Raw genomic sequence first — 26,526 nt, forward strand, 5'->3', positions numbered from 1 at the left:
CCCCACGGGAGAACCATGACCGCCACCGCTCCCCCGCCCGCCGTCCTGACCGCCGACGACCTCACCGCGCTGCTCGGCGCGGAGCTGCACGCCGAGGTCGTCGCCCACTTCACGCACACCACCGGCGCGCCCCGGGAGTTCGTCGAGCGGCAGGTGACCGAGTGCCTGCGCTACCTCTATCTCGTCTCGCGCCACCACGACCGGCTCGGCGGTCTCTTCCTCCCCGTGGAGCAGGAGATCGACGAGATCTGGCACTACCTGATCCTCCAGACCCGCGAGTACCGCGCGCTGTGCGAGGAGCGGCTGCCCGGCCGGTTCCTCATCGAGCACCGCTCGATCGCGTACGAGGACTACCGGCAGGAGCCCGGTCGCGAGCAGGTGCTGGAGGAGGCGCTGCGGTGGATCCCGCTGTACTGCGCGGCGTTCGGCCCGTTCGACGAGGGCGCGCTGCCGCACTGGACGATCGTGCGCTTCCTGCACCAACGGCTGGCGATGCCGCTGGCGGAGATCTCCGCCCTGGCGCCGGCCGCCGCCTGACCGACCGGGGCGCGGGCGCCCGGTCACGCCGCCCCGGCGGCGCACCCTTCCGCCCGTTGATCCGTTGATCCGTACACCCGACCACGCCCGGCCCCCCGCGGGCCGGCCGAGACCGAGAGGCGATGATGCGCCGGGACAAGAACACGCCGGGCCGACACCGGCCGGCCGTACGACCGATGACCACGCTCGCCGTGCTCCTCCTCTTCCTGCTGGGCGTCGCGGCGCCGACCGCGTCCGCCGCGGTCGCGACGCCCGCCACCGGCTCCGCCACGGCGGCGCCGCCCGCCCTGGGCTCCCCGAGCTACACCAACGGTGAACTCGCCGAACGTGAGACGGAACGCGGCCACGGAGTGCGGCGCGGCCCCCGCCACGCCGAGCCGCTGCCGTTCCCGGACGCCCCGGCGGCGCCGGACCGCGCCGCGGGCGTCCGGGCACCCGCGACGTGCGGGCCCGGTGTGCCGCCGCGGCCCGGCGACGGCAGAGCGCGGCCGTCCGCACGCTCCGTCCTGCACTGCGTCTTCCGCTGCTGAGCACTTCACGGACCGACCGCACCCTGCGTTCCCGCCGCCCTCGGGCGGTGTTCCACGGCCCACCCTCATCAGCAGGAGCCCTGTCCTCATGGACACCTTCATCCAGCACGCCCGGGGCCACAGTGCCCGTATCGCCGATCTCCAGGAGGAGCGGGAGACCTACGGCCGGCTGGCCGCCGGTCAGTCGCCGCTCGCCCTCTTCATCACCTGCTCCGACTCCCGGGTCATCCCGTCGCTGATCACCGGCGCGCGCCCCGGGGAACTCTTCGAACTGCGCACGGCGGGCAACGCCGTGCCCCTCTACGCCCCCGGCCGGGCGGCGAGTTCCGAGGCCGCCACGATCGAGTACGCCATGCGGGTCCTGGAGGTCGCCGACATCGTCGTCTGCGGCCACTCGCACTGCGGCGCGGTCGGTGCCCGCAGCCGCGGCGAGGACCTGACCGCGGCGCCCGACGTCCGCGACTGGCTCAGCCAGGAACTCTCCGACTCGCTGCCCCACGACGCGGAACCGGCCGCGGCCAACGCCGTCCGCCGCCATGTCTGCGAACAGGTCGACCGGCTGCGCGCCTACCCGAGCGTGCGCGAACGGCTGGCGACCGGCTCCGTGGGGCTGCACGGCTGGTTCTACGAGGTCCACACCGGCCGGGTCACCGTGCACGACCCGGCGACCGACTCGTTCCTCCCGCTGTGAAGGCGGGACCTCCCACCATGAATCGACTGACAGTGAACCGACTCCCGTCCCTCCGGGCGGACTTCGCCGCATCCCTCGTCGTCTTCCTCGTCGCCGTGCCGCTCTGCGTGGGCGTCGCGGTGGCCTCCGGCGTCCCCGCCGAACTCGGCCTGATCACCGGCATCGTCGGCGGTCTGCTGACGGGCCTGCTGCCCGGCAGCAGCCTCCAGGTCAGCGGCCCGGCGGCCGGACTGACCGTCCTCGTGTACGAAGCGGTGCAGGCGTACGGGCTGGGGGCGCTGGGCGCCATCGTCCTGGCCGCCGGGGCGCTGCAACTGCTCATGGGCGCACTGCGGCTGGGGCGGTGGTTCCGGGCGATCTCGGTCGCCGTCGTCCAGGGCATGCTGGCCGGTATCGGGCTGGTGCTGATAGCCGGACAGCTCTACACCCTCACCGACGCCAAGGCGCCCGGTGACGGCCTCGCCAACCTCGCGGGGCTGCCCCGGCTGGCCTGGGAGACGGCCCGGGACGGCGGCGCCGCCACCGCGTTCGCGGTCGGTGCGGGCACCATCGCGGTGCTGGTGCTGTGGCCGCGCTGGCGGCGGGCGGCGCGGGTGCTCCCGGCGCCGCTGGCCGCCGTGCTGCTCGCCACCGCCGCGGTGTTCGTCCTGGAGCTGCCGGTGGCGCGGGTCGAGGTCAGCGGGTTGCTGGCGGCCGTGCAGCCGCCCTCGCTCGCCGACATCGGGCGGCTGACCGAGCCGCTGGTGCTGGGCACGGTCCTCTCGTTCACCCTGATCGCCTCGGCGGAGTCGCTGTTCAGCGCGGCGGCGGTGGACCGGCTGCACGACGGCCCGAAGACCGACTACGACAAGGAGCTGATGGCGCAGGGCGCAGGCAACGCGGTGTGCGGGGTGCTCGGCGCGCTGCCGATGACCGCGGTGATCGTGCGCAGCGCCGCCAATGTGCAGGCGGGCGGGCGGACGAAGGCGTCGCGGGTGCTGCACGGGGTGTGGATCCTGCTGTTCGCGGCGGCGTTCCCGGCGGCGCTGGGCGTGGTGCCGGTCGCGGCGCTGGCGGGGGTGCTGGTGCACGCCGGGTGGAAGCTGATCCCGCTGCGCGAGCTGCGGCCGCTGTGGCGGGAACACCGCGGTGAGGCGCTGGTGTTGCTGGTGACGGCGGTGGCGATCGTCACGGTCAACATGTTCGAGGGCGTGCTGATCGGTCTGCTGCTGGCCGTCGCCAAGACCGCCTGGGACACCTCGCAGGTGCAGCTGGAGATCGAGGTGCCCGACGGGGACGCGCCGATCCGGGTGCGGGCCGTGGGCAATGCGACGTTCCTGCGGCTGCCGAAGCTGCTGGATCAGCTGGCCGAGCTGCCGCCGGGCCGCGAGGTCGAGCTGGACCTGAGCGCGCTGCGCCATCTCGACCACGCCTGCGCCACCGCGCTGCACAGCTGGTCGCAGCAGCGCCGCCGGGTCCGCCCGGAGGCGGCTTTGGCGTCCTGACGCCGCGGTGACCACCGGTGCCCCGGGCCCTCCTCGGCGGGTCCGGGGCACCGGTGCGTGCGGTCAGTCGCGGTCCGCGTCGACGGTGGTGAGCCTGGTGTACGCGGCCGGGTCGCGGCGGCGGATGCGCAGCGCCACGGCGACGCCGGCGGCGCCGGCGAGGGGCAGCGGGGCGAGCAGGGCGGCGTTGACACCGGGTGAGGCGCCGGTGAGCAGGGTGAAGTTGCGGCAGACGAGGACAGTCAGGGCCGTGAGCCCGCAGCACGCCACGAGCGGCGCGGCCACCACCCGCCACCGGGGCAGCCCGCGCCGGTCGGCCCGGAAGAAGCCGAACACCGCCGCCGCGGCGAGCGCCTGGAGCACCATCACGCCGACGATTCCGGTGCCGCTGGTCCACAGAAACGTCACCGTGTACGGATCGGCGCCCGCCACGGCGGTGAGGACCACGGTCACCAGCGCGCAGGCGGACTGGGCGAGGACGGCGACGGCGGGTGCGCGGGTGCGGGCCGAGACGGTGCCGAGGCGGCGGGGCAGCAGCCCCTCGCGGCCGAGGGCGTAGCCGTAGCGGGTGGCGGCGTTGTGGAAGGCGAGGGTGGCGGCGAAGGCGCTGGTGACGAGGAGGAACCGCATGACGTCGGCGGACGGGGCGCCGACGAAGCGGGTGGCGGCGGTGAAGAACAGATCGGTGCCGCCGGGGCCGCGCGCGAGGTCCTGGACCTGGTCGGCCCCGTAGGCGCTGATGATCAGCCAGGTGGTGAGGGTGTAGAAGAGCGCGAGGAAGGCGACGGCGAGGCAGGTGGCGCGGGGCACGGCGCGGGCCGGGTCGCGGGTCTCCTCGGCGTAGAGGGCCGTCGCCTCGAAGCCGACGAAGGCGCCAATCGCGAGGACGAACATGCCGCCGGTGCCGGGGGCGGCGAGGCGGGCGGGTGCGAGGACGGTGAGGTCCGGCCCGGCGGGTCCGCCGCCGTGCGCGAGGATTCCGGTCTCCAGGACGAGGAGGACCGCCACCTCCAGGACGAGCGCGACGCCGAGCACCTTCGCGCCGAGGGTGACCCGGAGGTAGCCGAGGACGCCGATGGCGACGAGCCCGCCGAGCGCCCAGAGCCACCAGGCGACGCGGACTCCGGTGAGGTCCGCGAACGCCGCCGCCGTGAAGTGGCCGAACGCGGCGAGCAGCCCCACCTCCAGCGCGTTGTAGGCGAGCAGCGCGACGTAGGCGGCACCGGCGCCGGCCGGGCGTCCCAGGCCACGGCCGATGTAGGCGGAGAAGGCTCCGGCGTTGCGGACGTGGCGGCTCATCGCGGTGAATCCGGCGGCGAAGACGATGAGGAGCAGCCCGGCGACGAGATAGCCGAGCGGGACGGCCGGGCCGGCCATGCCGATGGCGACGGGGGCGGCGCCCGCCATGACGGTGAGCGGCGCGGCCGCGGCGACGACGAAGAAGACGAGGTCACCCGTGCCGATGGCGCCGCGTTCGAGGGTGGGGGCGGCCGCCGGGGCGGTGGCGGCGGGCTGCTGGGCGGGCATGTGCGGTCCTCATCGGGCGTCGTCGGGCGGCGTGCGGGGCGACCGTACGGGGGCGGCGGCGCGGTGCGGAAGGGCGCGGGGCGCGGGGCGGACGTACGCCCGCGGGAATTCGGGTGTGCCGGGCGGCCCGGTGGGTGATCATGGACGGCCGTCCCGCAGCCGACACCGAGGAGCCGCCCGCCATGCCCGTACCGCCCGATCCCACGACCCTCCACCCGATGCCCGGGCAGCCGCGGGTGGTGCTGCTGAAGCCGCTGGTGACGTCCCCGCTGATCGAGGTCGGGGAGTTCACGTACTACGACGACCCCGAGGACGCGACGGCGTTCGAGACGCGCAATGTGCTCTATCACTACGGGCCGGAGAAGCTGGTCATCGGCAAGTTCTGCGCGCTCGGCACCGGTGTGCGGTTCCTGATGAACGGCGCCAACCACCGGATGGACGGCCCCTCCACCTTCCCGTTCCCGACGATGGGCGGCGCCTGGGCCGACCACTTCGACCTGCTCGCCGGGCTGCCGAACCGCGGCGACACCGTCGTCGGCCACGACGTCTGGTTCGGGCACGGCGCGACGGTGCTGCCCGGTGTCCGCATCGGCCACGGCGCGATCATCGGCGCCGGTGCGGTCGTCACCTCCGACGTCCCCGACTACGGCATCGTCGGCGGCAATCCGGCCCGCCTCCTGCGCACCCGCCACAGCGAAGCGGACATCGCCCGCCTGCTGGCCGTCGCCTGGTGGGACTGGCCCGCCGAGCACCTCACCGCGCACGTCCGCACGCTGATGTCGGGCAGCATCGAGGAGTTGGAGGCGGCGGCGCCGCGGGGGTGAGGCCCTTATCCCTTCTCCCACACGACCGCGTCGAAGGTGGCGCCGCCGTCCGCCAGGTCGTACCAGAACTTGGTGACCTTCAGGCGGCCGATCTGGGCGGGGGCATGCTCGGGGCGGCGGTGGTGGGGGCTGTGGTGGTCGGGGCAGGGCCCGGCCTCGGGGCGGCGGTGCGACACGAACGCCCGGTTGGGGAGTGAATCGTGGGGCGCCGGTGTTGAGTGGAACGGGCCGCCGCGCGGCGGCCCGACAGTGCTGTGACGACGAGGACGAGGAGACCCGATGCCTCTTGAGGGCGAGTACGAGCCGAGCCCGACGCCCTGGGTGCGCGAGCAGGTGGAGTTGATCGAGAGTTCCGGCGGGCAGCAGGGCACGACCCTGCGCGGGATGCCGGTGGTGGTGCTGACCACCAAGGGCGCGAGGAGCGGGAAGCTGCGCAAGTCGCCGGTGATGCGGGTGGAGCACAACGGCCGGTACGCGGCGGTGGCCTCGCTCGGCGGCGCGCCGCAGCACCCGGTCTGGTACCACAACCTGAAGGCCGATCCCCGGCTGGAGCTGCAGGACGGGCCGAAGCGGCTGGACATGACGGCGCGTGAGGTGCACGGCGCCGAGAAGGCCGAGTGGTGGGCGCGGGCGGTGGACGCGTTCCCGGACTACGCCGACTACCAGAAGAAGACCGACCGGACGATCCCGGTCTTCGTGCTGGAGGCGGCCGAGCGGCCGCACTGACCGGGCGGGCCGGCCGCGTCACAGGGCGACGAGGGAGACCTCCGTCGCCTTGACGCTCGTCCACACGGCGGCGCCGTCGGCCAGTTCCAGTTCGGCGGCGGCCTGCGGGGTGACCTCCGCGACCAGGTCGGGGGTGGCGGACGAGGCGATCTGGATCCGCAGCCGGGAGCCCGCGGCGGTGATCTCGCGTACGGTGCCGGGCCAGACGTTGCGGGGGCTGCCCGCGGGCCGTTCGCGGTGGACGGAGACCGCCTCGGGCGCCAGGATCGCGAGCGCCGCGGCGCCTTCGGGCAGCGGGTCGGCGGCGATGACGCGGCCGCCGCCGTCGAGGGCGAGGCCGTCGGCGGTGGTGGTGCCCGGCCAGGCGTTGCGGCCCAGCATCCGGGCGACCCACGGGGAACGCGGGCTGCGGGTGACCTCGGCGGGCGGCGCGTCCTGGAGGGCGAGACCGGCGTCGAGGACCAGCACCCGGTCGGCGAGCGACACCGCCTCCACCGGGTCGTGGGTGACGATCAGGCAGACGCCGCCGAAGCCCGCGAGGTGGCGGCGGAGGGTGTGGCGGACGTGGGCGCGGGTGGTCTGGTCGAGGGCGGCGAGCGGTTCGTCGAGGAGCAGCAGCCGGGGGCGGGCCGCCAGCGCGCGGGCCAGGGCGACGCGTTGGGCCTGGCCGCCGGAGAGCTGGCCGGGGCGGCGGTGGGCGAGCGCGCCGACGCCGAGCCGGTCCAGCCACTCCTGGGCCGCGCGGCGGGCCGCAGCGCGCGGGACGCCGCGGGCGCGCAGTCCGTAGGCGGTGTTGCGCAGGGCGCTCAGGTGCGGGAAGAGCGCGCCGTCCTGGGGGACCCAGGCGACGCCGCGGCGGTGCGGCGGCAGCGCGGTGGCGTCGAGGTCGCCGAGGCGCAGGTCGGCGCGGGCGCGCGGGGTGAGGCCGAGCAGGGCGCGCAGCAGGGTGGTCTTGCCCGCGCCGTTGGGGCCGACGACGGCGAGGGTGGTGCCGGGGGCGGCGTCGAGGGTGAGGGTGGTGAAGCCGGTGACGTCGGCGTGGAGGGCGTGGCGGTCCTCGGGCGCGGGGGCGGAGCCGCCGTGGTCCGGGTCCGGGGGCGTGGCGCCGTCGGGGGTGGCGGTGGCGCCCGGCCGGTCGGCCGGGGCCGGGCGGCGGGGTGTGCGGCGGGCGGGGGCGCCGGCCCAGCGGCCGCGCAGGGCCACCAGGACGGCCATGGCGATGGCGAGGAGCAGCAGGGAGACCGAGGTGGCGGCCTCCGGGGAGTCCTGGAGCAGCAGGTAGACCTGGAGCGGCAGCGTCTGGGTGGTGCCGGGCAGGTTGCCGGCGAAGGTGATGGTGGCGCCGAATTCGCCGAGGGCCCGGGCCCAGGTCAGGGCGGCGCCCGCGGCGAGGCCCGGCGCGATCATCGGGAGGGTGACGGTGACGAAGACGCGTACCGGTGAGGCGCCGAGGGAGGCGGCGGTCTCCTCGTAGGCGGGGCGGAGTCCGGCGAGGGCGCCTTCGAGGCTGATGACCAGGAACGGCATGGCGACGAAGGTGGCGGCGACGACGGCGCCGGAGGTGTGGAAGGGCAGGGTGAGCCCGAAGGTGTCCTCCAGCCAGGGGCCGAGGACGCCGCGGCGGCCGAAGCCGAGGAGCAGCGCGACGCCGCCGACGGTCGGCGGCAGCACCATCGGCAGCAGCACCAGCGAGCGCACCAGCGCCTTCCCGGGGAACGTGACGCGCGCCAGCAGCCAGGCGAGCGGCACCCCGAGCAGCAGCGACAGGCCCAGCGCCCAGAAGGAGACCAGCAGCGACAGCCGCAGCGCCTCGGTGACGCCGAGGCTGGTGAGGTGGGTGCCCAGTGCGCTCCAGGGGGTGCGGGCGAGGATGCCGACGAGCGGCATCAGCAAGAACGCCACGGCCAGCAGCGCGGGCGCCGCGAGGGCCACGGGCGTGCGGGCTCCGGGCCGCCGGGAGCGCGCGGGGTGGCGGGAGATCATGGGGGCTCCTGTGGTGGGGCGGGCGCCGGGGCGGGTCCGCGCCGGGCGGGGCTTTCGCGGACACGCCCCGGAGGGTGCCGGCGGCGGGCTCGTCCGGCTCGGCTCCGCCCGCCACCGTGCCGCGGAACCGCCGCGCCGCGGGCCGGGGCCTGCCGTGGCCGGGGCCCGCGGCGGCGGGTCAGGGCTGCTGGAAGCCGGCCTTGCGGAGGAGTTGCTGGGCCTCGGGGCCGGCGAGCCACTTCACGAACGCGGCGGCGTCGGCTGTGTGCCGGGAGGACTTGAGGGTGGCGGCGGGGTAGTCGGCGACGGCGTTCTGCGCATCGGGGAGGGAGATCGCCTCGACCTTGCCGGGTGCGGTGGCCGCGTCCGTCCTGTAGACGATCCCGGCGTCCGCCTCGCCGAGTTCGACCTTGCTGAGCACCGCGCGGACGTTGGGCTCCTGGGAGACCGGCCGCACCGTCAGATGCTGCTTGCCGAGCACCTGCTCGCTGTACCGCCCGACGGGCACCGCGGGGGCGGCGAGCACCACCTTCACCCCGGAGCCGGTGAGGTCCTTCAGGTCCTGGATCTTCTTCGGGTTGCCCTTGCCGACGGCGATGACCAGGCGGTTCCTCGCGATGACGGTCGGCTTGCCGGTGTCGGCGCGGAGCCCGTCCATCGTCTTGGTGTCGGCGGTGACCAGCGCGTCGGCGGGTGCGCCCTGGCGGACCTGAGCGGCCAGTTCCTGCGAGCCGGCGAAGGAGAAGTGCACCGTGGTGCCGGGGTGCGCGTGCTCGTACGCGGCGCCCGCCGTCTTGAAGACATCGGTGAGGGAGGCGGCGGCGAGGACGGTCAGTTCGGTCCGGGCGGCGCCGTCCTTCGTGTCCGTCCCCTGGCCGGTGCCGCAGGCGGCGAGCGGGGCGAGCAGGGCGGCGGTCACGAGTGCGGCGGCGCGGCGACGGGTCACGGCGGGCGGCATGGCGGGCTCCTCGGGAAGCGGGGCGGTGCGGGGCGCCCCGGGCGGGCGGGACGGGCGGCGCGGCGGCGCCGGGTGCGGGCGTGGCTCAGGCGCGGTCGATGTGCACGCTGGTGGCCTTGACCCGGGCGGTGGCCTCCGCGCCGACCTCCAGGCCGAGTTCCTCGACGGCTTCCCGGGTGAGCAGGGAGACGAGGCGGTGCGGCCCGGCCTGGATCTCCACCTGGGCCGCCACATCGCCGAGGGTGACGGCGGTGACGATGCCGGGGAAGGCGTTGCGGGCGGAGGTGTAGGACCCCTCCTCGACGGTGTCGCCGCGGCCGTTCTCGACGGCGAAGGCGGCGAGGTCACGGCCGTCGATCAGCCGGCGGCCGTTCTCGTCGCGGTGGGTGGCGATCCGCCCGGCGTCGGCCCAGCGGCGCGCGGTGTCCGGGCTGACGCCCAGCAGCCGCGCGGCGCGGCCGATGGTGTAGGACTGCATATGCGGAAAGATATGCGGGATTCTCGCGCATCTGCAATCCCTTCGGGTGATCCACCGGGGCAGCTGCGAGGTGGCTCGGAGGTTCCTCGGGTGGCCGCCGGGCGGGCCCGTCGCCGCCCGGCCACCGGCGTCCGGGCCGGGGCCCGTCCGGCCTACCGTCCGTCGAACCGGCGCCGGGTCCCGTCGTCGGCGGGCAGGAAGGTTTCCAGATGGAGCCCTTCCAGGGCGGCGTCGGTGGCGGTGCTGAGGGTGGCGGAGGTGCTGAAGAAGCGGAGCGGGTGGCCGTCGGCGTCGATTTCGAGGGTGATGACCGGGCCCGTGGCAAAGGCGGCGGCCTTGGGGGCGCCGAGGTATCCGGCGATCTCCGCGGCCAGCTCGCGGTGGCGCGGGTCGTGGGTGCGCTCGGCGCGGTGGCCGACCTGCTGGAGCAGATGGCCGCCCCACTCGGCGAGGTTGCCGATCCGGCGGGCCAGTCCGTCGGGGTGGAGGCAGACCCGGACCACGTTGACCGGCGGTTCCAGCAGCTCCGGCGCGCAGCCGGCCAGCAGCCGATCGACGGCGGCGTTGGCGTCGACGATGTCCCAGTGGTCGTCCAACAGGAGTGCGGGGTAGGGCAGATGGGCGTCGAGGAGGCGGCGCAGCCCGTCCATCACCACCGTGATCGACGCGTCGTCCCAGGCGCGGTCCTGGTAGCGCGGGGCGTATCCGGCGGCCAGCAGGAGCCGGTTGCGCTCGCGCAGTGGCACATCGAGGTTGTCGGAGAGACGCAGGAGCATCTCCGGCGTCGGGTGCGCCTTGCCGGTCTCGACCCGGCTGAGGTGCCGGGTGGAGACCCGCGAGCGGTTGGACAGCTCCTGCTGACTGAACCGGCGGCGCTCGCGCCAGGTACGCAACAGCACACCGACCGGCGGGACTTCGACTGCAACGCTCATACCAGGAGACTAGGTGCTCGTGTCCGGACGGCCATGACCTCCGAGGTCATGGCCCGGGCGGCCGGTCCGGGACAGGATTTCGGTCATCGGCCCCACGGAACGAACGGGAGAAACACCATGCAGGCGATCGTGCAGCAGTACCTGGCCACCTGGAACGCGACCGGTGACGAGCGGGCGGAGCTGCTCGCCGCGCACTGGTCGCCCGAGGCGACCTACACCGACCCGCTGGCCGAGGTCGCCGGCCACGAGGGGATCGCGGCGGTCGTCGACGGCGTCCACGCGCAGTTCCCCGGGTTCGTGTTCACGCAGGTCGGCGAGGTCGACGCGCACCACCGCCGGGCGCGCTTCCGCTGGGGGCTGGGCCCGGAGGGCGCCGAGCCGCTGGTGATCGGCTTCGACGTCCTCGTACTGGACGCGTCGGGCCGGATCCAGGACGTCCACGGCTTCCTGGACAAGGTGCCGGCATGAGAGGACCGCGCCGGTTCGCCAACGCTGCGGTCCGCAAACGCCCCTGACGCGGAGTCACCCGACCGGGGGTACCCGCACCGCACCGGACCAATGCCCGCCGGCGGAACGGCAGCGGCAGGCCCCGCATCCCGCGGCGGCCTGCCGCTGCGTTTCCGGCTTGCGGGCCGGGCCCCGGGCCGGGCGGGCCTGACATGCCGTCGTCCGTCCCGGCGCCGGGTCCCCCGCCCGGCCACAGCGCCCTTTTCTTCCGATTGCGGGCGATTAAGGGCGATGTAAGAGTGAAGTCACTGCCGTAGAAGGAGATGATCCCATGACCACGGATCGCATCACTTCGGTCGAGTCGGTGACCCTCGCCGTCGAGGTCGAGGACCTGCTGGACTCCACCGAGCCGGACGGCGTCTTCCGGGACAGCCGCGAGTGTGCCGGGGCGGCGCTCCTCGCCGCCCTCCTGCTGGCGTCACCCCCCACACCCCGGCCCAAGCCGGACGCGCGCTGAAAGGTAGTGCATTGGTAGAACAGGCCGAGGGATCCGGATCCCTGAGCACTGTGATCGCCGATGCCGCATCAGGGGTCGCCCTCGCCCTCCGGGGTGAGGGCGGCCCTTATGCGCTCTCCCGCGTACTGCGGCAGAGTGACGCATTGGCACCGGCGGCCGTCCGCGTCCTGGGCGCCGACGCGCTCGCACCGTACGCGGCCGACCACCACACCCCGGCGGCGGGGCACGAGGACCGCGGCGTCGTCCAGGCGGCGCTGGCCGCGTTCCCGCCGGGCGCCGACGCCTCGGCGGTCTCGGTCTGGAGCTACCGGGGCCTGGTCGAGGCATCCCATGCGTTCCTGCCCGGCGGCCCCGACCGCTGGCCGCAGCCGCCGGACGCCGCGGCGGGCTGGGTCGAGGCCGACCCCTGGCCCAAGCTCGCCCACCGCGCCTCCCAACTCGCCGCGCTGGCGCTGCCGGGCCTCTCCCCCGCGCTCGCCGACGCCCTCACCACCCGCACCGACGACCTCGCCCGCGGCTTCGTGCGCGCGGTGCGCCGCCGGGACTGGCTCCAGGCGGCGGGCCTCGGCCGGTGGCTGGCACGGCTGCCCGGCGTGCCGCCGACGCTCGGGCTGGACGCCGGGCTCGCCTTCATCGGGCACATGGGCGGCGGGGACGCCCGGGTGGCCCTGCACCTCGTCGCCGCCCGGTGCTTCTACGGGCGGGGGGAGTGAGCGCCCCGCCGCCGGCGGCGGCCGACCCCGCACTGCTGGACTCCGTCACCGCGGGCGCCCTGGGCTGGCTCGGCGCCCACCGCGACCGGTTCCGCCTGCCCGCCGACGTCACCACCGACGCCGACCCCAACCTCACCCTCAAACCCCTGGGCGAACTGGCCGAACTCGCCCGGCTGATCCAGGAGCTGCACCCGCGCGCGGACGTGCGGGAGGCGGCCGGGGAGCTGTTCGCGTTCGCCTGGGAGCAGTTCGGGCAAGGCGCGCTCCACGTCGCGTTGATGCGCAACGAGCCGCAGGCGGTGTACCCGGTGGAGCTGTACGGCGTCTTCGCCCGCACCGGGCTGCGCCATCCGGAGGCCGACGCCCTGCTCACCACCGTCACCGGGCTGCGCCGCTGGCGGGTGGCGGGCGGCGACCACACCCGTACGCTCAGCGTGCTCGGCGCCGAGCGGCGCATCGGGCTGCCGCCGCACGCCGACCCCGCCGCGGTGTTCGCCCTGACCGGCCTGGGGGTACGCGCCGAGCCCTGGCTGCTGGACCTGCGGGCCGCGTACGGCCTGACCCATGACGTCTTCCACCTCACCGACTGGGGGCGCGCCCGCCACCGGATGGCCGCGCCGTTCGCCGCCTATCTGCGGCTGTGGCTGCCCTGCTGGCTGGAGGGCGAGCTGGAGCGGGAGCTGTGGGACCTGGTGGGCGAACTCCTCGCCGTCGCCGCGTGTCTGCCCCGGCCCTGGTACGCGGCGGAGGCCTGGCACCACCTGGCCGCGGCGCAGCGGCCCGACGGGAGCGTGCCGGAGCGGGCCGACCCGGCGGACGTCCCGTACCGCGACGATCCGTTCCTGACCTGCTACCACTCGACCCTGGTGACCGCGTTCGCCGCCACGCTCGCCCGCGCCGGCGCGGACACCGCCCCGAACGAGACCTCCGGCGCGGCGTGCACCACCGCTCCCGGCCCAGAAAGCGAGGCGGCACCGTGACCGTTACGGCCGCGCCCCCGGCGCTGCTGCACAAGGTCGGCGACCGGGCCCTGGCCTGGCTCGACGCCCACCGTGAGCACTTCCGGCTGACGTCCGAGGACCGCGCCACCAACCGCGCGCTGCTGGAGCGGCTCAAGCCGGTCGGCGAGTTGGTGATCAATATGCAGGTGCTGTTCCGGGAGGGCGTGGCCGGCTCGCAGCAGCGCAACCGCGCAGGCCAGCTCCTCGACTTCGCCTGGCGTGAGCTGCTCGACGGCGGCAACGTCCTGGCCGCGCTCCAGCACGACGAGCCGTTCTCCCCCGTCCCCCTGGAGATCTACGGCAGCTTCCACGAGCTGGGCCACCGTCACCCCGGGCTGGAGCGGGCGATCGCCACGGCGCGCCAGACGCGGAGCTGGTCGGCGCTGGAGATGGTGCCCAACCGGCGCCTCGGCGTGCTCAACGCCGAACGCAAGCTCGGGCTGCCGCCGAGCGGCGACTTCGGCCGGGCGCTGTCGCGCACCTGGCTGGCGCAGCGCCCCGAGCCGTGGACGGTGCAGCTCCACCTCGCGTACGACGTGACCCACACCGTCTTCCACCTCACCAACTGGGGCGCCGTACCCGAGCGGATCCCGCCGCAGATCGCCGACTACCTCACCCGCTACCTGCCGGCGTGGCTGGAGGACTGGGCGGACCTGGGCCACTGGGACCTGCTGGGCGAACTCCTCGTCGTCGACGCCTGTCTGCCGCGGCCGTCGCTGGACGCGGAGGTGTGGGAGCGGTTCGCGGCGGCGCAGGACGCGAGCGGGGCGATGCCGCTCCAGCGGGAGATGCCGGACGGCGACGCCGCCACGGTCTTCGACATCGTGCACCACCCGACGCTGGTCGCCGCGTTCGCCTCCGCGATGGCCACCTCACGGGCGCTGGCGGACGCGCTGTGACGGTGGCGTTCACGGACCGGGTGGCGGACGCGGTCGCCGCCGTCGAGGCGCCGGACGTGGTGGTCGCCGTCACCCGCCGCGGCGTGCGCACCGTGCTGAGCGGCGGCACCGCTCCGCCGCCGCCCGGCGGCCGCCATGCGCTGCGCTACGAACTCGGCTCGCTCAGCAAGACGTTCACCGTGCTGCTGCTCGCCGCGCTCGCCCACGACGGGGTGCTGGGCACCGACGACCGGCTCACCGCGCATCTGCCCCGCCCCGCGCCGCCGCACCGCACCGCGCACGGCATCACGCTGCGCCATCTGGCCACCCATACGTCGGGCCTGCCGCGGGTGCCGCGCGAGCTGCTGCCCACCGGACTGCTCCAGCCGTACGCCAACGGCTACCACGGCTACGGCACCGACCGGCTGCTGCGCAGCTTCGCCCGCACCCGGCCCCGGCCGCCCGGGACCCGCTGGCACTACTCCAACTTCGGCCTGGCGCTGCTGGGCTGCGCGCTGGCCCGGGCCGCCCGGGCCGCCTTCCCCGCGCTGCTGACCCGCCGGGTGCTGGCCCCGCTCGGGCTGACCGGCACGGCGCTGGAGCCCGGGACCGCCGGCACCGACGCGCTGGGGCACCGGGCGGACGGGCACACGCCCGTACCGGCCGGTTCGATGGGCGCGTTCGCCCCGGCGGCGGCGGTCCGCGCCACCCCCGGCGATCTGCTCACCTATCTGGAGGCCCAGCTGACCCCCGAGGCGACGCCGCTGGCCGGGGCGGTGCGCGCGGTGCAGGTGCCGCAGCTGCGGCGGGGCGCCGGGCGGCTGCACACCCATACGCTGACGTGGTTCCAGCACCCGGCGCCGGGCGGCCCGCTCCTCTTCCACCTGGGGGCGACGTTCGGACAGCAGGCGTTCCTCGGCTTCCATCCGGCGAGCGGCACGGGCGTGGCCGCCGTCGCCACCCGGCGCGGCCGCGCCTGCCGCCTGACGGAGACCGCGTACGAGCTGCTGTACGCGCTGTGCGGCGACGCGGCCGGCGGCTGAGCGCGCCGGCCGACCGGGGCGGGTTGGTCCGGACTGTCAGCCGCCCAGACCGAGTTCGTCCGGGCCCAGCGAGCGGAAGTGGCGGGCGACCTCGCCGTCGGTGACGTCCTTCAGGCGTGCCGGTGACCAGCGGGGCGCGCGGTCCTTGTCGACGATACGGGCGCGGATGCCCTCCACCAGATCGGGCGAGGCGAGCGCCGCGGAGGCGATGCGGTAGTCCTGGTCGAGGACGCGCTCCAGCGAGCCGAGGCGGCGCACCCGGCGCAGCGCGGCGAGGGTGACCTTCAGCGAGGTCGGCGAGAGTTCCAGCAGCGACTGCGCGGCGCTCTTGGCCGCCGGCTCCCCGCTCTGCTCCAGCCGGTCGACGATCTCCTCGACGGTGTCGGCGGCGTAGCAGGCGTCGATCCAGCCGCGGTGGGCGGCCAGTTCGGCGGCGGGCGCGGGCTCGGCGTAGCGGGCCACGGCCTCGGTCACCTCGCCGGTGGCGAGGGCGGCGGCCAGTTCCGGGAGGCGGGCGGCGGGCACGTAGTGGTCGGCCAGACCGCACAGCAGGGCGTCGCCGGCGGTCATCGCGGTGCCGGTGAGGGCGAGGTGGGTGCCGAGTTCGCCGGGGGCGGCGGCCAGCAGGTGGAGTCCGCCGACGTCGGGGACGAAGCCGATGGCGGTCTCCGGCATGGCGACGCGGGAGCGTTCGGTGACGATGCGGACCGCGCCGTGCGCGGAGACGCCGACGCCGCCGCCCATCACGATGCCGTCCATGAACGCGACGAACGGCTTGGGGTAGCGGGCGATCTGCGCGTTGAGGCGGTATTCGTCGCGCCAGAAGGCGCGGGTGGCGGCGCCGTCGCCGTCGCGGGCGTCGTCGTGGATGGCGCGGATGTCGCCGCCCGCGCACAGCCCCCGCTCGCCCGCCCCGGAGAGCACCACGGCGGCGACGGCCGGGTCGTCCCGCCAGGCGTCGAGCGCGGCGGACAGCTGCCGCACCATGCCGTGGGTGAGGGAGTTGAGCGCCCGGGGCCGGTTGAGGGTGAGGTGTCCGGCGCGGCCCTCGGTGCGGCGCAGTACGGAGTCGTCGGCGGCGGTCATCGGGCGTCTCCGGTGCGCTGCTCGGTGGTGAACGGCATCTCTCGTCGGTCCTTCCAACGGTACGGCGCCCGCGGGCCGCGGACGGTCGGTGACGCCCCCACTCCATCAGACGGCGCACGTCCGCGGGCGGGCGCCGGTCGGTTCTCCGTGGCCGACGGGCGGCGCCCGCGGCTCGCCGGACCGCGTCGCCGCCCGGCTCCGCCATCCCTTTCCCGCTCAAATCCGGCCATTTAAGGCTGGGTTAAACTGCCGGGGCCGACAACGAACTGTTGTGCGGCCGTCACCCGTTCCGCGGTGGCCGGCCGTACGTCCGGGACGACGGGAGGGACGGACATGCCGACCACCGCCTCCTCCCCCGTCGTTCCCCCCGCATCCGCCGCCTGGGGCGACCGTCCGCACGGCGCCGGCTCGGACGGTGTCCGGCCGCGCCGCGTCCGGCGGACCTCCGCCCATGCGCACGGCTTCGTCCCGCACCGCAGGCCCCGTCTCGCGCCCTGCGCACGCAGCGGCATTCCCGATATGTCCTGCGCCGGCTGACACCACCTCACCTCCTTCGGGGCCCGCTCCGCCCGGCCCCGGTCGCCGGCGCCGGATGCTGCACAATGCCTGACCAGTGACGGCCGGTCGTACCGGCCGTCCGGCCAGGGGCCTCACACGCCCGCACGCTGTACGCACCCCCGCAGGAGCACCTCCATGGAGCCATCGGCCCACGTCGGCAAGACCGCCCTACCCGGGGTCGGCACCCGCTACGACCTCGACACGGACGGGGGGCGGCACGTCTCGGTCGTCGTCCACCAGGACGGCCGCCGCATCCTCGCCTTCCACGACCCGCAGGACGAGGACAGCTGCCAGGACTCCGTGGCGCTCGCGCCGCAGGAGGCGAGCGCGCTGTCCAAGCTCCTCTTCCCCGACCCCGTCGCCCATCTCCACCAGCATCCGGAGATCGACCTGGTCACCGAGCACATCCCGGTCACCAAACGATCCCCGTACGCCGGGCGGACCCTGGGGGCCACCGCGGCCCGCACCCGCACCGGCGCGTCCATCGTCGCCGTTCTGCGCCGTACCGACGCCGTGCCCTCGCCCACCCCGGACTTCCGTTTCGCGATCGGCGACACCCTCGTCGTGGTCGGCACCCGGGAAGGCGTGGACGCCGTCGCCGCATTGATCACCGGAGGGTAACCGCCCGTGCACGACACCACCGCGCTGCTCATCGAACTCGGGGCCATCATCCTCGGCCTGGGCATACTCGGCCGGCTCGCGGGGCGGGTGGGATTCTCACCGATTCCGCTCTACCTGCTCGCCGGACTCGCCTTCGGCCACGGGGGGCTGCTGCCGCTCAACGCCAGTGAGGAATTCGTCTCCACCGGCGCCGAGATCGGCGTCATATTGCTGCTGCTCCTGCTGGGTCTGGAGTACAGCGCCTCGGAGCTGGTCACCAATCTCAAGACGCAATATCCCTCCGGGATCGTCGACTTCGTGCTGAACGCCGTGCCGGGCGCGGTGGCGGCGCTGGTGCTCGGGTGGGGGCCGGTGGCCGCGGTGGCGCTGGCCGGCGTCACCTGGATCTCGTCGTCGGGGGTGATCGCCAAGGTGCTCGGCGATCTCGGGCGGCTGGGCAACCGCGAGACGCCGGTGATCCTCGGCGTCCTCGTCATCGAGGACCTGGCGATGGCGGTCTACCTGCCGCTGCTGACCGCCCTGCTGGCCGGGCTGAGCCTGGCCGGCGGCAGCCTGACCCTGCTGATCTCGCTCGGCACGGTCGGCGCGGTCCTCTACGTGGCGCTGCGGCACGGCAGACTGATCAGCCGGGCGGTCTCCTCCGACAACCCGGAGATGCTGCTGCTGGTGGTGCTGGGCCTGACGGTGCTGGTCGCCGGGGTCGCGCAGCAGCTGCAGGTGTCGGCGGCGGTCGGCGCGTTCCTGGTCGGCATCGCGCTCTCCGGTGAGGTGGCCGAGGGCGCGCACCATCTGCTGGCGCCGATGCGGGACCTGTTCGCCGCGGTGTTCTTCGTCTTCTTCGGCCTCAACACCGATCCGGCGGCGATCCCGCCGGTGCTCGTCCCGGCGCTGATCCTGGCCGTGATCACCGCCTGCACCAAGATCGCGACCGGCTGGTTCGCGGCCCGCCGCGCCGGGGTCCGTACGGCGGGACGCTGGCGGACCGGCGGCACGCTGGTGGCGCGCGGCGAGTTCTCGATCGTCATCGCCGGTCTCGCGGTCGGCGTGGAGCCCCGCATCGGCCCGCTGGCCACCGCGTACGTCCTGATCCTGGTGATCCTCGGCCCGCTGGCCGCCCGCTTCACGGAGCCGGTGGCGCGCCGCGCGACCCGGCTGCTGGGCCGCGCCCCGGCCGCTGCGGGCGCGGTGCCCGCCCCCGCGGCGGCGCCCGAACCGGCGGCCGCCGAGGAGTCCCCGGCCACTCCGGGTGACGCCGCCCGTACCCGCGGCTGACGGGCCCCGCACACGACGCCGGCCGGCGCCCGTGAGGGGCGCCGGCCGTCGGGTCGCGCGTACGGTCACCGTCCGTGTGCGCGGATCAGGCGCGGTGACGGCTCCTGCCGGACACCGCGACGCAGACCAACCCCAGCAGGCAGGTCAGACCGCCGATGACGGCGTTGGTCCAGATCACGCCCCGGTCCGGGCCGCTGCCCACGATCCAGGGCGCGATGATCATCCAGGCGCCCATCGCGCACATCGCCCAGCTCAGTCCGTACATCCGGGCCGGGCGGGCGGTGAAGCCGAGGCCCAGTGCGGCGATGGCGATGCCCATGATCAGGTTGTGGGTCATCAGCGCCGGCTGGGAGGCCGCGAAGTGCACGATCCACGGCGAGACCGCGCAGAACAGGCCGACGAGGAACACCGGTCCGTCCACGAGGGCCACGTCGCGCCCGCCGAGCACCCGGTCGTACCGGGCCTGCATCTCCGATACATCGGGGTGACCCGCGAGGTCTCCCCTGTGGTGTGAGACGTCGGCCATCCGACTCGCCTCCTTCGTCCGCAAGCCTGGCCGTATCGCGTGGCAATGGGACCACACACCCCTATTCTGCGCTTATGTCGCCTTTATGTGTAGGGGTGGCGGGCGGACGGTCCGGCCGGGGGCGGGTCAGGAGCGGCCGAGCAGACCGTCCAGATGCGGCAGGTCGTGGGCGAGGCGCTCGCGCTTGGCGCGGAGGTAGCCGATGTTCTCCGGGCACGGCTCCATCAGCAGCGGCACCTGCGCCGCGACCCCGATGCCGTGGGCCACCAGCGCCTCCCGCTTGAGCGGATTGTTCGACAGCAGACGCACCGAGGCGACGCCGAGGTCGTGCAGGATGTCGGCGGCCACGCGGTAGTCCCGGGCGTCGACCGGCAGCCCCAGCGCGAGATTGGCCTCGACCGTGTCCAGCCCCTCCCCCTGGAGTTTCATCGCCCGCAGTTTCGCCAGCAGACCGATTCCGCGGCCCTCGTGTCCCTGGAGATAGACCAGAATTCCGCGGCCTTCCGCGACGATCTCCCGGAGTGCGGCCGCCAATTGCTCCCCGCATTCGCAGTGCCGGGAGGCGAAGACATCTCCGGTCAGGCACTCGGAATGCAATCGGGTCAGTGTCCGCCCCCCGGCGACCTCGCCGTGCACCAGCGCCAGCTGTTCCTCACCGGATATCCGGTCGCGATAGCCGACCGCCGTGAATTCCCCGTAGGCCGTGGGCAATCGGACCTCCACCACGCGTTCCACACCGGATCGGGGAGCGGAATCGCGGTACACGACATCGTGTTCGGTCATGCCGGGATCGTACCTCCCGGAACGGGAATTCCGCGGGGTGCACATGAACACAGCGTCCGGCAACTCCGCCGCGATGTAGGGAAGATGACCCGTGCTCGGGCGGCGCGTAATCTGCGGCGTACGGGCGCCCCGGCACCCGGCACCGCACGCCTCTTGCAGGGCGGACCGCGCCGCCCCGGACGGAGAAAGGCCGCACGGCATGGACACACCCCGGCCCCCGGCGGGCCCGCTGCCCACGGACACCACCGCCGACTGGGCCGACCGGCCCGGGCAGGTGGCGCTGCTGCCCGTCGGCAGCTTCGAACAGCACGGCCCCCACCTGCCGTTGACCACCGACACCGTCATCGCGTCCGCCGTCGCGGGCGAGATCGCCGCCGCCCACCCCGTCCGGCTGCTGCCGCCGCTGACCTTCTCCTGCTCGCAGGAGCACGCCGCCTGGCCGGGCACGGTCAGCCTCTCCGCGCCGACGCTGCACGCCGTCGTCGCGGACATCGCCCGCTCCCTCGCCGCCGCCGGGACGCGCGGACTGGTCCTCGTCAACGGGCACGGCGGAAACTACGTGCTGCGCAACGCCGTTCAGGAGTCGGCCGGCTGCGGGCTGCCGATGGCGCTCTTCCCCGGATCGGCCGACTGGGGTGCGGCGAGCGAGCACGCGGGGGTCGAGACGTCGGCCCACAGCGACATGCACGCCGGGGAGCTGGAGACCTCGATCCTGCTCCACACGCATCCGGAGCTGGTCCGGCCCGGGTACGCGAGCGCCGACCACCTCGCCGACGACCGCCGCCATCTGCTGACCCTCGGCATGGCCCCGTACACCGCGTCCGGCGTCATCGGCCGCCCCTCCCTGGGAACGGCGGCGAAGGGCGCGCGGGTCCTGGACTCGCTCGTCACGTCGTTCGCGGACTGCCTGGCGGTCGTCGAGGCGCAAAGTGCCGGCGGGCGTACGCCCGGGGCCGAACGGTGACAGCGGGGCGCGCCGCTTGGTAGACAGCAGCAGTTCACCGACCGCAGCCGGTGGCCCGCCCCGCCGGGCGCGGCCGCCGCTGTCCGACGAGGGGCGGGCATGACCCGATCGAACCGAACCGCCGGCGCACCGGACGCCGGCGCCGCGTGGCGGCGGCTGCTCACCGTGCGGTCCGCCGCCGGTGCGCGGGAGGCCGGGCTGCGCCGCGGCGCGGACGGCGGCTGGGCCTGGCCGGAGCCGGTGCCGGCCGGGGCGGCGGCGCTCGCGGCGCGCTATCTGCCGCTCTGCCTGGCCGGGCCGCACACCGCGTTCGCGCAGCTGGGGCAGAGCGCGGACGGGTTCATCGCCACCCGCACCGGCGACGCCGACTACGTCACCGGCGAGGAGGACCGGCTCCATCTGCACCGGATGCGGGCGCTGGCCGACGCCGTCCTCGTCGGGGCGGGTACCGCGACCGCCGACGACCCCCGGCTGACCGTCCGCGCCTGCGAGGGCGCCCATCCGGTGCGGGTGGTGCTCGATCCGCGGGGCCGGGTGCCGCGCGGCCGGGGCGTCTTCACCGACGGGGCGGCGCCGACGCTGTGGGTGGTGGGCGCGGACACCGCCGCGGCCCGCGGGCGGCCGCCGGGCGACGGGGTGACGGTGCTGTCCCTCGGCGACCGGGCCGCCTTCGCGCCGCGCCCGCTGCTGTCCGCCCTCGCCGCCCGGGGCCTGGGCCGGGTGCTGGTGGAGGGCGGCGGGGACACCGTCTCGCGCTTCGTCCGGGCCGGGGTGCTCGACCGGCTCTACCTGACGATTGCGCCGGTGCTCATCGGCGACGGCGTGCCGGGGCTGCGGTTCCCCGGGACGGGCGTGATGCGGCGGGCGCTACGGCCCCCGGCGCGCCGCACCCTCCTCGGCGAGGACACGCTCTGGGAGTTCGATCTGCGCGGGTGCGGGCCGCAGCCCGGCGACGCCGCGGGCGATCAGCACGCCGATGCCGGGCAGGCTCGCGACGAGGGTGAGCACGCCGTAGACCACGGCCACGGCCAGGCCCTGGGCCGCGCCTAGCCCGGCGGCGCCGAACGACCAGGCGGCGACGCCCTCGCGCGGGCCCCAGCCGCCGACGTTCAGCGGCAGCGCCATCGCCAGCAGCGCCAGGACCATCAGCGGGACGAGGACGGCGAGCGGGGCGGTGGAGCCGGCGACGCGGGCGGCGAGCAGGAACATCCCGAGGTATCCGGCGAGCACCGCGACGGAGGAGAGGATCACGCCGTGCCAGCCGCCGTTCGCCAGCAGGCCGTCGCGCGCCTCGGCGCAGGCGGCCAGCACCGCGCGGCGCCGCCGGGAGGTGGCCGGGCCCCAGCACAGCCAGCCGACGGCGGCGAGCAGCAGCAGGCAGCACACGAGGGCGGCGGCGTCGGCGCCGGAGGTGTGGAAGAGCCGCTGGGTCTCGGCGAGCGCCAGCGACGGCTGGGCGAGCAGCACCAGCACGCCGACGACGCAGAGCACCGCCTGGCCCGCGGCGCGCTCCAGGACGACCGCGCGCACCCCGCGGGCGAGGTCACCGGCGCTGCGGCCGTGGCCCACCGCGCGGTGCACGTCGCCCAGGACGCCGCCGGGCAGCGCGGCGTTGAGGAAGAGCGCGCGGTAGTAGTCGGCGAGCGCCCGGCGCAGCGGCAGCCGCAGCCCCAGCCCGCGGGCGACCAGGCACCAGCGCCAGGCGCTGAAGACGGTGGTGAACAGGCCGATGGCGAGGGCGCCGAGGAGGGCCGGGGCATCGATGCGGCGCAGCCCGTCGAGGAACGGGCCGGTGCCCAGCCGCCACAGCAGCACCGCCAGGATCGCCGCCCCGGCCAGGGTGCGCAGCCAGGCGGCGAGGGCGCGCGGCATCACGACGTCCCGGCGGGCAGCACGAGCAGGTCCTCGTGGCCGAGCGTCACGCGGAGGTTCCCGGCGGCGAGTTCGGCCTCCCGGCCGCGCAGATAGCCGGCCGCGGCACCGGCCAGCTCCGGCCGCTGCTCGACGGCGGCGCCGGCCCAGCCGCGCAGCCAGGTGGCGGTCAGCTCCGGGTGGCCGGGGCCCAGCCGCCAGTCGGCGGCGTAGGTGGTGACCGAGGCGCCGCGGCGCGCGAAGGCCGCGCGGGCGGTGGCGGCGGCGTCCGGGCCCAGCAGGCGGCGGCCGGCGGTGGTGCGGCGCTGATGGTCGTTGAAGGCGGCGGTGAGGTCCGCGTCGAGCGGGTCGTACGGGGTGAACGCCGGGCTGCCGGTGACGGTGAGGGTGAGCAGCGCGGGGCAGCCGGCGGCGACGCAGACCGCGGCGAGCGCCTCGATCTCGCCCGGGGTGAGCATGTCGAGCAGCGCCGAGGCGGTGAGCAGGTCGGTGCCGGCGAGGTCGGCGGCGGTGAGCCGGGTGAGGTCGGCGCACTCGGTGACCACCGTGACGGGGGCGCCGTCGGCGGCGGGCCCGGGCGGCGCCCCGGCGGCGCGGGCGAGGAGCTCCGGGTCGTGGTCCTGGAGGACCCAGTGCTGGGCGCCGGGCAGGCGGGGCGCGAGCCAGCGGGCCATCGAGCCGGTGCCGCAGCCGATGTCGCGGACGGTCAGCGGCGCCTGCGGCGGCAGCTTCCGGCGTCTGCGGTCGAGGAGGTCGCGCAGCGGGCCGAGCGGCGCGGTGGCGCGGGCCGCGGCGTCGGCCGGTTCGCGCAACTCCAGCCAACCGGGCGCGTATCGGGGGGTGTCGGTCACGCTCACATCGTCCTCCGGGGCTGCCGCGAGAGGGTTTCCAGTACACCGGCCAGGGCGCGGGAGGTCGTCTCCCACCCGGTCAGCATGGCACGCCGGGCGTGCGCCGCGGCGCGTAACGGGCGCCGTACGCCGGGGTCGCGCAACCAGGCTTCCAGCGCGTCCCGCAGCGCGTGCGGCGATCCCTCGGGCACCAGCACGCCGGGCACCGTCCCGTCGGGCGCCCGGCCGACGGCCTCGGGGATGCCGTCCACGGCGGTCGCGACGACGGGGATGCCGCGGGCCAGCGCCTCGGTGAGGACCATGCCGTACGGCTCGGCGTACGACGGGAGGACGAGGAGGTCGGCGGCGGCGTAACGGGCGGCGAGGGCTTCGGGGGTGAGGGCGCCGGTGAGGTGGAAGCGGTCGCCGAGGCCGTGGCGGGCGATCAAGGCGCGCAGGCCGGCGGTGTACTGCGCATCGCGGTCCAGGGCGCCCGCGCAGACGCACTCCCAGGGCAGGCCGGCGAGGGCGGCGAGGGCTTCGGCCAGGCGGCGTTGGCCCTTGCGCGGGGTGACGGTGGCGGCGCACAGCAACCGGTGGCCGCCGTCCGTGCCGGGGGCGAGGGGCGCCGGGTCGGTGCCGGGGGCGGCGATGTGGACGCGGTCGGGCGGCAGGCCGTGGTGGGTCACCAGGCGCCGGGCGGTCCAGGCGCTGGTGGCGATGGCGGCGTGCGCGGTGTGCAGGGCCCCGCGTTCGGCGGTGTCCAGCTGCGCGGCGACGGCGGGGTCGAGGCCGGTCTCGTCGGCGAGCGGGAGGTGCACCAGGACGGCGAGGCGCAGCCGGTGCGCCTGCGCGGCGAGCACCCCGGGCGCGGCGCAGGCCACCAGGCCGTCCAGGAGGACGGTGGCGCCGTCGGGCAACGCCGCGAGGAGGCGGGCCAGTCCGGCGCGGTCGGCGGGCGCGGGGCGCGGCCAGGCGCCGGTGGCGCGGTGGCCGGTGACGTGCCATCCGGCGCCCGGCAGCTCCCGGGCGATGCGCAGGTCGTAGCGGTTGCCGCCGCTGGGCGCGGCCGGGTCGTCGACGGTGGCGGGCAGGACGAGGTGGACGGTGTGCAGAGCGGACGCCGCCGTCACAGGGCGCGCTCGTAGCTCGCCCAGGCGATGTGCGATTCGTGCAGGGTGACGGTGAGGCCGGTCAGGCCGTGGGCGCCGGGGCCGAGGTGGCCTGCGTGGACGCGGTCGGCGAGCCGGTCGGCGATGATGCGGGCGAGCGCCTCGGTGGAGGTGTTGATGCCGGCGAGGTCCGGTTCGTCGTCGAGGTTGCGGTAGTTCAGTTCACCGACGACCGCGCCGAGTTCGCGGGTGGCGAGGCCGATGTCGACGACGATGTTGTCGTCGTCCAGCTCCGGGCGGCGGAAGCTCGCGTCCACGAGGAAGGTCGCGCCGTGCAGGCGCTGGGCGGGGCCGAAGACCTCGCCGCGGAAGCTGTGGGCGATCATCAGGTGGTCGCGGACGGTGATGCTGAACAACGGTTCCCCTTCCGGGAGTTCGGCCGCGCCTTGATGCGGGCGGCGGGGTGGTGGCCGGGGCGCGGCGGCGGCTCAGGCCGGGTCCGCGTCCGGGTAGACGAGGCGGTGGCAGAGCGCCGGGAGGGTGCCGTCGGCGAGCCGGGGCAGCAGCTGCGGCAGGTCGTCGAAGGGGCTCTCGCCGGTGATCAGCGCGTCGAAGGCCGGGTCGGTGAGGAGGTCGAGGGCGAGCGCGAGCCGGTCGGCGAAGGTGCGGCGGTCGCGGCGGGCCGGGGAGACGGCGCCGACCTGGCTGGAGCGGACGGTCAGCCGCCGGGAGTGGAACTGCTCCCCCAGCGGCAGGGTGACCTGGCGGTCGCCGTACCAGCTCAGTTCGAGCAGGGTGCCTTCGGGGGCGAGGAGTTCGAGGCCGCGGGCGAGTCCGGCGGCGGTGGCGCTGGCGTGGACGACGAGGTCGCAGCCGTCCGCGGCGTCCTCGGGGAGGGCGAACGAGGCGCCGAGCGCGGCGGCGGTGGCGGCGCGTGCCGGTTCGGTGTCGACGAGTTGGACGCGGACGCCGGGGAAGCGGGCGAGGAGGGCGGTGACGCTGCAGCCGACCATGCCGCCGCCGATCACCGCGATCCGGTCGCCGATCAGCGGGGCGGCGTCCCAGAGGGCGTTGACGGCGGTCTCGACGGTGCCGGCGAGGACGGCGCGGGCGGGCGGCAGGCCCTCGGGGAGCGGGGTGACGGCGGCGGCCGGGAGCACCAGGCGGGTCTGGTGCGGGGCGAGGCTGAAGACCGTGCGCCCCACCAAGGAGGCGGGCCCCTCCTCCACCGTGCCGACGTTGAGATAGCCGTACTTGACGGGGCCGGGGAATTCGCCTTCCTGGAACGGGGCGCGCATTGCGGCGTGTTGGCTTTCCGGGACTTCACCGCGGAAGACCAGGGTCTCCGTTCCGCGGCTCACTCCGGTGGCCAGGGTGCGTATCAGGACGTCGTCGGGGCCGGGTAACGGCAGACCGACCGTCCGGATTTCACCGTGCCCCGGAGAACGCAGCCAGAACGCACGGGCGGTGCGTCTCATCGGCATCCTCCTGAACATTCGCGTGATGGTTCATGATGCTGGAGATCACGAGGCCGCGGACACGATACGCGGCCCTTATCGACTGTGCCACACAGTCCCGGGAGGCACGGTGGCCGTACAGGACAGGCCGCAGGAACGCGTGAAAGCACGGCCGT

29 protein-coding genes and 1 pseudogene are annotated in these 26,526 nt (G+C 75.3%); 16 read left to right on the forward strand and 14 right to left on the reverse strand.

Features of this window, described 5'->3' with window-relative positions:
• The first annotated feature begins 15 nt into the window (after positions 1-15).
• The 4 genes from ABT345_RS05140 (at position 16) to ABT345_RS05155 (ending at position 3,242) form a co-directional block, all read left to right on the forward strand.
• The gene (locus ABT345_RS05140; RefSeq protein ID WP_345082133.1) at positions 16-537 is read left to right on the forward strand and encodes a glycine-rich domain-containing protein; all 522 of its coding nucleotides are present in this window, start codon (positions 16-18) and stop codon (positions 535-537) included.
• Between the two features lie 176 nt (positions 538-713).
• Positions 714-1,067 carry a hypothetical protein gene (locus ABT345_RS05145; RefSeq protein ID WP_345082136.1) on the forward strand — a complete coding sequence of 118 codons (354 nt, stop codon included), beginning with the start codon at positions 714-716 and terminating at the stop codon, positions 1,065-1,067.
• An 88-nt stretch (positions 1,068-1,155) separates the two neighbouring features.
• Positions 1,156-1,758, forward strand: coding sequence for a carbonic anhydrase (locus ABT345_RS05150; RefSeq protein WP_345082138.1), 603 nt, complete (start codon positions 1,156-1,158; stop codon positions 1,756-1,758).
• 17 nt (positions 1,759-1,775) lie between these two features.
• Positions 1,776-3,242, forward strand: coding sequence for a SulP family inorganic anion transporter (locus ABT345_RS05155; protein ID WP_351320846.1), 1,467 nt, complete (start codon positions 1,776-1,778; stop codon positions 3,240-3,242).
• Between the two features lie 63 nt (positions 3,243-3,305).
• Here ABT345_RS05155 and ABT345_RS05160 read toward each other — a convergent pair whose 3' ends face one another.
• Complete coding sequence (locus tag ABT345_RS05160) at positions 3,306-4,769, reverse strand: APC family permease (RefSeq protein ID WP_345082145.1); 1,464 nt, start codon at positions 4,767-4,769, stop codon at positions 3,306-3,308.
• Between the two features lie 182 nt (positions 4,770-4,951).
• On the opposite strand from ABT345_RS05160, the gene ABT345_RS05165 reads away from it, so the two are divergent.
• Complete coding sequence (locus ABT345_RS05165) at positions 4,952-5,593, forward strand: CatB-related O-acetyltransferase (RefSeq protein WP_345082550.1); 642 nt, start codon at positions 4,952-4,954, stop codon at positions 5,591-5,593.
• A gap of 5 nt (positions 5,594-5,598) precedes the next feature.
• Here ABT345_RS05165 and ABT345_RS05170 read toward each other — a convergent pair whose 3' ends face one another.
• Positions 5,599-5,769 carry a hypothetical protein gene (locus ABT345_RS05170; protein WP_345082148.1) on the reverse strand — a complete coding sequence of 57 codons (171 nt, stop codon included), beginning with the start codon at positions 5,767-5,769 and terminating at the stop codon, positions 5,599-5,601.
• 103 nt (positions 5,770-5,872) lie between these two features.
• On the opposite strand from ABT345_RS05170, the gene ABT345_RS05175 reads away from it, so the two are divergent.
• Positions 5,873-6,319 (forward strand): nitroreductase family deazaflavin-dependent oxidoreductase, encoded by a 447-nt coding sequence (locus tag ABT345_RS05175; protein ID WP_345082151.1) that lies wholly within the window; start codon positions 5,873-5,875, stop codon positions 6,317-6,319.
• 18 nt (positions 6,320-6,337) lie between these two features.
• Here ABT345_RS05175 and ABT345_RS05180 read toward each other — a convergent pair whose 3' ends face one another.
• The 4 genes from ABT345_RS05180 to ABT345_RS05195 all read right to left on the reverse strand — a co-directional run bounded on the left by ABT345_RS05180 (position 6,338) and on the right by ABT345_RS05195 (position 10,670).
• Entirely contained in the window at positions 6,338-8,302 is a 1,965-nt protein-coding gene (locus tag ABT345_RS05180; RefSeq protein ID WP_345082154.1) for an ABC transporter permease, read from the reverse strand.
• 178 nt (positions 8,303-8,480) lie between these two features.
• Complete coding sequence (gene modA / locus ABT345_RS05185) at positions 8,481-9,260, reverse strand: molybdate ABC transporter substrate-binding protein (RefSeq protein WP_345082157.1); 780 nt, start codon at positions 9,258-9,260, stop codon at positions 8,481-8,483.
• A gap of 85 nt (positions 9,261-9,345) precedes the next feature.
• On the reverse strand, positions 9,346-9,738 hold the full coding sequence (locus tag ABT345_RS05190; protein WP_345082160.1) for a TOBE domain-containing protein: 393 nt from the start codon (positions 9,736-9,738) through the stop codon (positions 9,346-9,348).
• Positions 9,739-9,890: 152 nt separating this feature from the next.
• Positions 9,891-10,670, reverse strand: coding sequence for a helix-turn-helix domain-containing protein (locus tag ABT345_RS05195; RefSeq protein ID WP_345082163.1), 780 nt, complete (start codon positions 10,668-10,670; stop codon positions 9,891-9,893).
• Positions 10,671-10,787: 117 nt separating this feature from the next.
• Here ABT345_RS05195 and ABT345_RS05200 point away from each other — a divergent pair, with 117 nt between their 5' ends.
• The 6 genes from ABT345_RS05200 (at position 10,788) to ABT345_RS05225 (ending at position 15,269) form a co-directional block, all read left to right on the forward strand.
• Positions 10,788-11,138 (forward strand): nuclear transport factor 2 family protein, encoded by a 351-nt coding sequence (locus ABT345_RS05200; RefSeq protein WP_345082166.1) that lies wholly within the window; start codon positions 10,788-10,790, stop codon positions 11,136-11,138.
• Positions 11,139-11,448: 310 nt separating this feature from the next.
• A complete protein-coding gene (locus ABT345_RS05205) occupies positions 11,449-11,634 on the forward strand; it encodes a hypothetical protein (protein ID WP_345082169.1) in 186 nt (61 codons plus the stop codon).
• 143 nt (positions 11,635-11,777) lie between these two features.
• Positions 11,778-12,347 carry a hypothetical protein gene (locus tag ABT345_RS05210; protein ID WP_345082172.1) on the forward strand — a complete coding sequence of 190 codons (570 nt, stop codon included), beginning with the start codon at positions 11,778-11,780 and terminating at the stop codon, positions 12,345-12,347.
• Positions 12,344-13,327: a DUF6895 family protein gene (locus tag ABT345_RS05215; RefSeq protein WP_345082175.1), complete on the forward strand. Its 984-nt coding sequence runs from the start codon at positions 12,344-12,346 to the stop codon at positions 13,325-13,327. The genes ABT345_RS05210 and ABT345_RS05215 overlap by 4 nt, the downstream gene beginning before the upstream one ends.
• Positions 13,324-14,247, forward strand: a complete 924-nt coding sequence (locus ABT345_RS05220) for a DUF6895 family protein (RefSeq protein WP_345082178.1) — start codon at positions 13,324-13,326, stop codon at positions 14,245-14,247. Before ABT345_RS05215 ends, ABT345_RS05220 begins: the two co-directional genes overlap by 4 nt.
• A 2-nt stretch (positions 14,248-14,249) precedes the next feature.
• The gene (locus tag ABT345_RS05225; RefSeq protein WP_345082181.1) at positions 14,250-15,269 is read left to right on the forward strand and encodes a serine hydrolase domain-containing protein; all 1,020 of its coding nucleotides are present in this window, start codon (positions 14,250-14,252) and stop codon (positions 15,267-15,269) included.
• A 36-nt stretch (positions 15,270-15,305) separates the two neighbouring features.
• Here the strand turns inward: ABT345_RS05225 and ABT345_RS05230 are convergent, their stop codons facing one another.
• Complete coding sequence (locus ABT345_RS05230) at positions 15,306-16,355, reverse strand: enoyl-CoA hydratase/isomerase family protein (protein ID WP_345082184.1); 1,050 nt, start codon at positions 16,353-16,355, stop codon at positions 15,306-15,308.
• 693 nt (positions 16,356-17,048) lie between these two features.
• Between ABT345_RS05230 and ABT345_RS05235 the strand changes: the two genes are divergently transcribed.
• Both ABT345_RS05235 and ABT345_RS05240 read left to right on the forward strand, forming a co-directional pair.
• Complete coding sequence (locus tag ABT345_RS05235) at positions 17,049-17,534, forward strand: cation:proton antiporter regulatory subunit (protein ID WP_345082187.1); 486 nt, start codon at positions 17,049-17,051, stop codon at positions 17,532-17,534.
• Positions 17,535-17,540: 6 nt separating this feature from the next.
• Positions 17,541-18,806, forward strand: a complete 1,266-nt coding sequence (locus ABT345_RS05240) for a cation:proton antiporter (protein ID WP_345082191.1) — start codon at positions 17,541-17,543, stop codon at positions 18,804-18,806.
• A gap of 85 nt (positions 18,807-18,891) precedes the next feature.
• Here the strand turns inward: ABT345_RS05240 and ABT345_RS05245 are convergent, their stop codons facing one another.
• Entirely contained in the window at positions 18,892-19,332 is a 441-nt protein-coding gene (locus ABT345_RS05245; protein WP_345082194.1) for an SPW repeat protein, read from the reverse strand.
• A 126-nt stretch (positions 19,333-19,458) separates the two neighbouring features.
• On the reverse strand, positions 19,459-20,115 hold the full coding sequence (gene ribA / locus ABT345_RS05250) for a GTP cyclohydrolase II (RefSeq protein WP_345082196.1): 657 nt from the start codon (positions 20,113-20,115) through the stop codon (positions 19,459-19,461).
• Between the two features lie 199 nt (positions 20,116-20,314).
• Here ribA and ABT345_RS05255 point away from each other — a divergent pair, with 199 nt between their 5' ends.
• Together ABT345_RS05255 and ABT345_RS05260 are read left to right on the forward strand one after the other, a co-directional pair.
• Positions 20,315-21,079, forward strand: a complete 765-nt coding sequence (locus tag ABT345_RS05255; RefSeq protein ID WP_345082199.1) for a creatininase family protein — start codon at positions 20,315-20,317, stop codon at positions 21,077-21,079.
• Between the two features lie 99 nt (positions 21,080-21,178).
• Positions 21,179-22,129: a RibD family protein gene (locus ABT345_RS05260; RefSeq protein ID WP_345082202.1), complete on the forward strand. Its 951-nt coding sequence runs from the start codon at positions 21,179-21,181 to the stop codon at positions 22,127-22,129.
• On the opposite strand, the pseudogene ABT345_RS05265 reads toward ABT345_RS05260, so the two are convergent.
• From ABT345_RS05265 to ABT345_RS05285, 5 genes and pseudogenes are all read right to left on the reverse strand, one after another.
• Positions 22,118-22,951: pseudogene (locus ABT345_RS05265) on the reverse strand (lysylphosphatidylglycerol synthase transmembrane domain-containing protein); the annotation flags it as partial. The gene ABT345_RS05260 and the pseudogene ABT345_RS05265 overlap by 12 nt on opposite strands.
• Complete coding sequence (locus ABT345_RS05270) at positions 22,951-23,808, reverse strand: class I SAM-dependent methyltransferase (RefSeq protein WP_345082205.1); 858 nt, start codon at positions 23,806-23,808, stop codon at positions 22,951-22,953. The gene ABT345_RS05270 and the pseudogene ABT345_RS05265, both read right to left, overlap by 1 nt.
• Complete coding sequence (locus tag ABT345_RS05275) at positions 23,805-24,914, reverse strand: glycosyltransferase family 4 protein (RefSeq protein ID WP_345082208.1); 1,110 nt, start codon at positions 24,912-24,914, stop codon at positions 23,805-23,807. The genes ABT345_RS05270 and ABT345_RS05275 overlap by 4 nt, the downstream gene beginning before the upstream one ends.
• Entirely contained in the window at positions 24,911-25,309 is a 399-nt protein-coding gene (locus ABT345_RS05280) for a 6-pyruvoyl trahydropterin synthase family protein (RefSeq protein WP_345082211.1), read from the reverse strand. The genes ABT345_RS05275 and ABT345_RS05280 overlap by 4 nt, the downstream gene beginning before the upstream one ends.
• A 72-nt stretch (positions 25,310-25,381) precedes the next feature.
• Positions 25,382-26,371 carry a zinc-dependent alcohol dehydrogenase gene (locus tag ABT345_RS05285; protein ID WP_345082214.1) on the reverse strand — a complete coding sequence of 330 codons (990 nt, stop codon included), beginning with the start codon at positions 26,369-26,371 and terminating at the stop codon, positions 25,382-25,384.
• Positions 26,372-26,526 lie beyond the last annotated feature (155 nt).

The organism is Streptomyces sp. NPDC000404 (assembly GCF_040300365.1).
Taxonomy (GTDB): domain Bacteria; phylum Actinomycetota; class Actinomycetes; order Streptomycetales; family Streptomycetaceae; genus Streptomyces; species Streptomyces ramulosus.

Excerpts from the sequence above, each read along its gene's own strand:
- ABT345_RS05140 (WP_345082133.1), top strand. The coding sequence starts at position 16 with ATGACCGCCACCGCTCCCCCGCCCGCCGTCCTGACCGCCGACGACCTC.
- ABT345_RS05145 (WP_345082136.1), top strand. The coding sequence starts at position 714 with ATGACCACGCTCGCCGTGCTCCTCCTCTTCCTGCTGGGCGTCGCGGCG.
- ABT345_RS05150 (WP_345082138.1), top strand. The coding sequence starts at position 1,156 with ATGGACACCTTCATCCAGCACGCCCGGGGCCACAGTGCCCGTATCGCC.
- ABT345_RS05155 (WP_351320846.1), top strand. The coding sequence starts at position 1,776 with ATGAATCGACTGACAGTGAACCGACTCCCGTCCCTCCGGGCGGACTTC.
- ABT345_RS05160 (WP_345082145.1), bottom strand. The coding sequence starts at position 4,769 with ATGCCCGCCCAGCAGCCCGCCGCCACCGCCCCGGCGGCCGCCCCCACC.
- ABT345_RS05165 (WP_345082550.1), top strand. The coding sequence starts at position 4,952 with ATGCCCGTACCGCCCGATCCCACGACCCTCCACCCGATGCCCGGGCAG.
- ABT345_RS05175 (WP_345082151.1), top strand. The coding sequence starts at position 5,873 with ATGCCTCTTGAGGGCGAGTACGAGCCGAGCCCGACGCCCTGGGTGCGC.
- ABT345_RS05180 (WP_345082154.1), bottom strand. The coding sequence starts at position 8,302 with ATGATCTCCCGCCACCCCGCGCGCTCCCGGCGGCCCGGAGCCCGCACG.
- modA (WP_345082157.1), bottom strand. The coding sequence starts at position 9,260 with ATGCCGCCCGCCGTGACCCGTCGCCGCGCCGCCGCACTCGTGACCGCC.
- ABT345_RS05190 (WP_345082160.1), bottom strand. The coding sequence starts at position 9,738 with ATGCAGTCCTACACCATCGGCCGCGCCGCGCGGCTGCTGGGCGTCAGC.
- ABT345_RS05195 (WP_345082163.1), bottom strand. The coding sequence starts at position 10,670 with ATGAGCGTTGCAGTCGAAGTCCCGCCGGTCGGTGTGCTGTTGCGTACC.
- ABT345_RS05200 (WP_345082166.1), top strand. The coding sequence starts at position 10,788 with ATGCAGGCGATCGTGCAGCAGTACCTGGCCACCTGGAACGCGACCGGT.
- ABT345_RS05205 (WP_345082169.1), top strand. The coding sequence starts at position 11,449 with ATGACCACGGATCGCATCACTTCGGTCGAGTCGGTGACCCTCGCCGTC.
- ABT345_RS05230 (WP_345082184.1), bottom strand. The coding sequence starts at position 16,355 with ATGACCGCCGCCGACGACTCCGTACTGCGCCGCACCGAGGGCCGCGCC.
- ABT345_RS05235 (WP_345082187.1), top strand. The coding sequence starts at position 17,049 with ATGGAGCCATCGGCCCACGTCGGCAAGACCGCCCTACCCGGGGTCGGC.
- ABT345_RS05245 (WP_345082194.1), bottom strand. The coding sequence starts at position 19,332 with ATGGCCGACGTCTCACACCACAGGGGAGACCTCGCGGGTCACCCCGAT.
- ribA (WP_345082196.1), bottom strand. The coding sequence starts at position 20,115 with ATGACCGAACACGATGTCGTGTACCGCGATTCCGCTCCCCGATCCGGT.
- ABT345_RS05255 (WP_345082199.1), top strand. The coding sequence starts at position 20,315 with ATGGACACACCCCGGCCCCCGGCGGGCCCGCTGCCCACGGACACCACC.
- ABT345_RS05260 (WP_345082202.1), top strand. The coding sequence starts at position 21,179 with ATGACCCGATCGAACCGAACCGCCGGCGCACCGGACGCCGGCGCCGCG.
- ABT345_RS05285 (WP_345082214.1), bottom strand. The coding sequence starts at position 26,371 with ATGAGACGCACCGCCCGTGCGTTCTGGCTGCGTTCTCCGGGGCACGGT.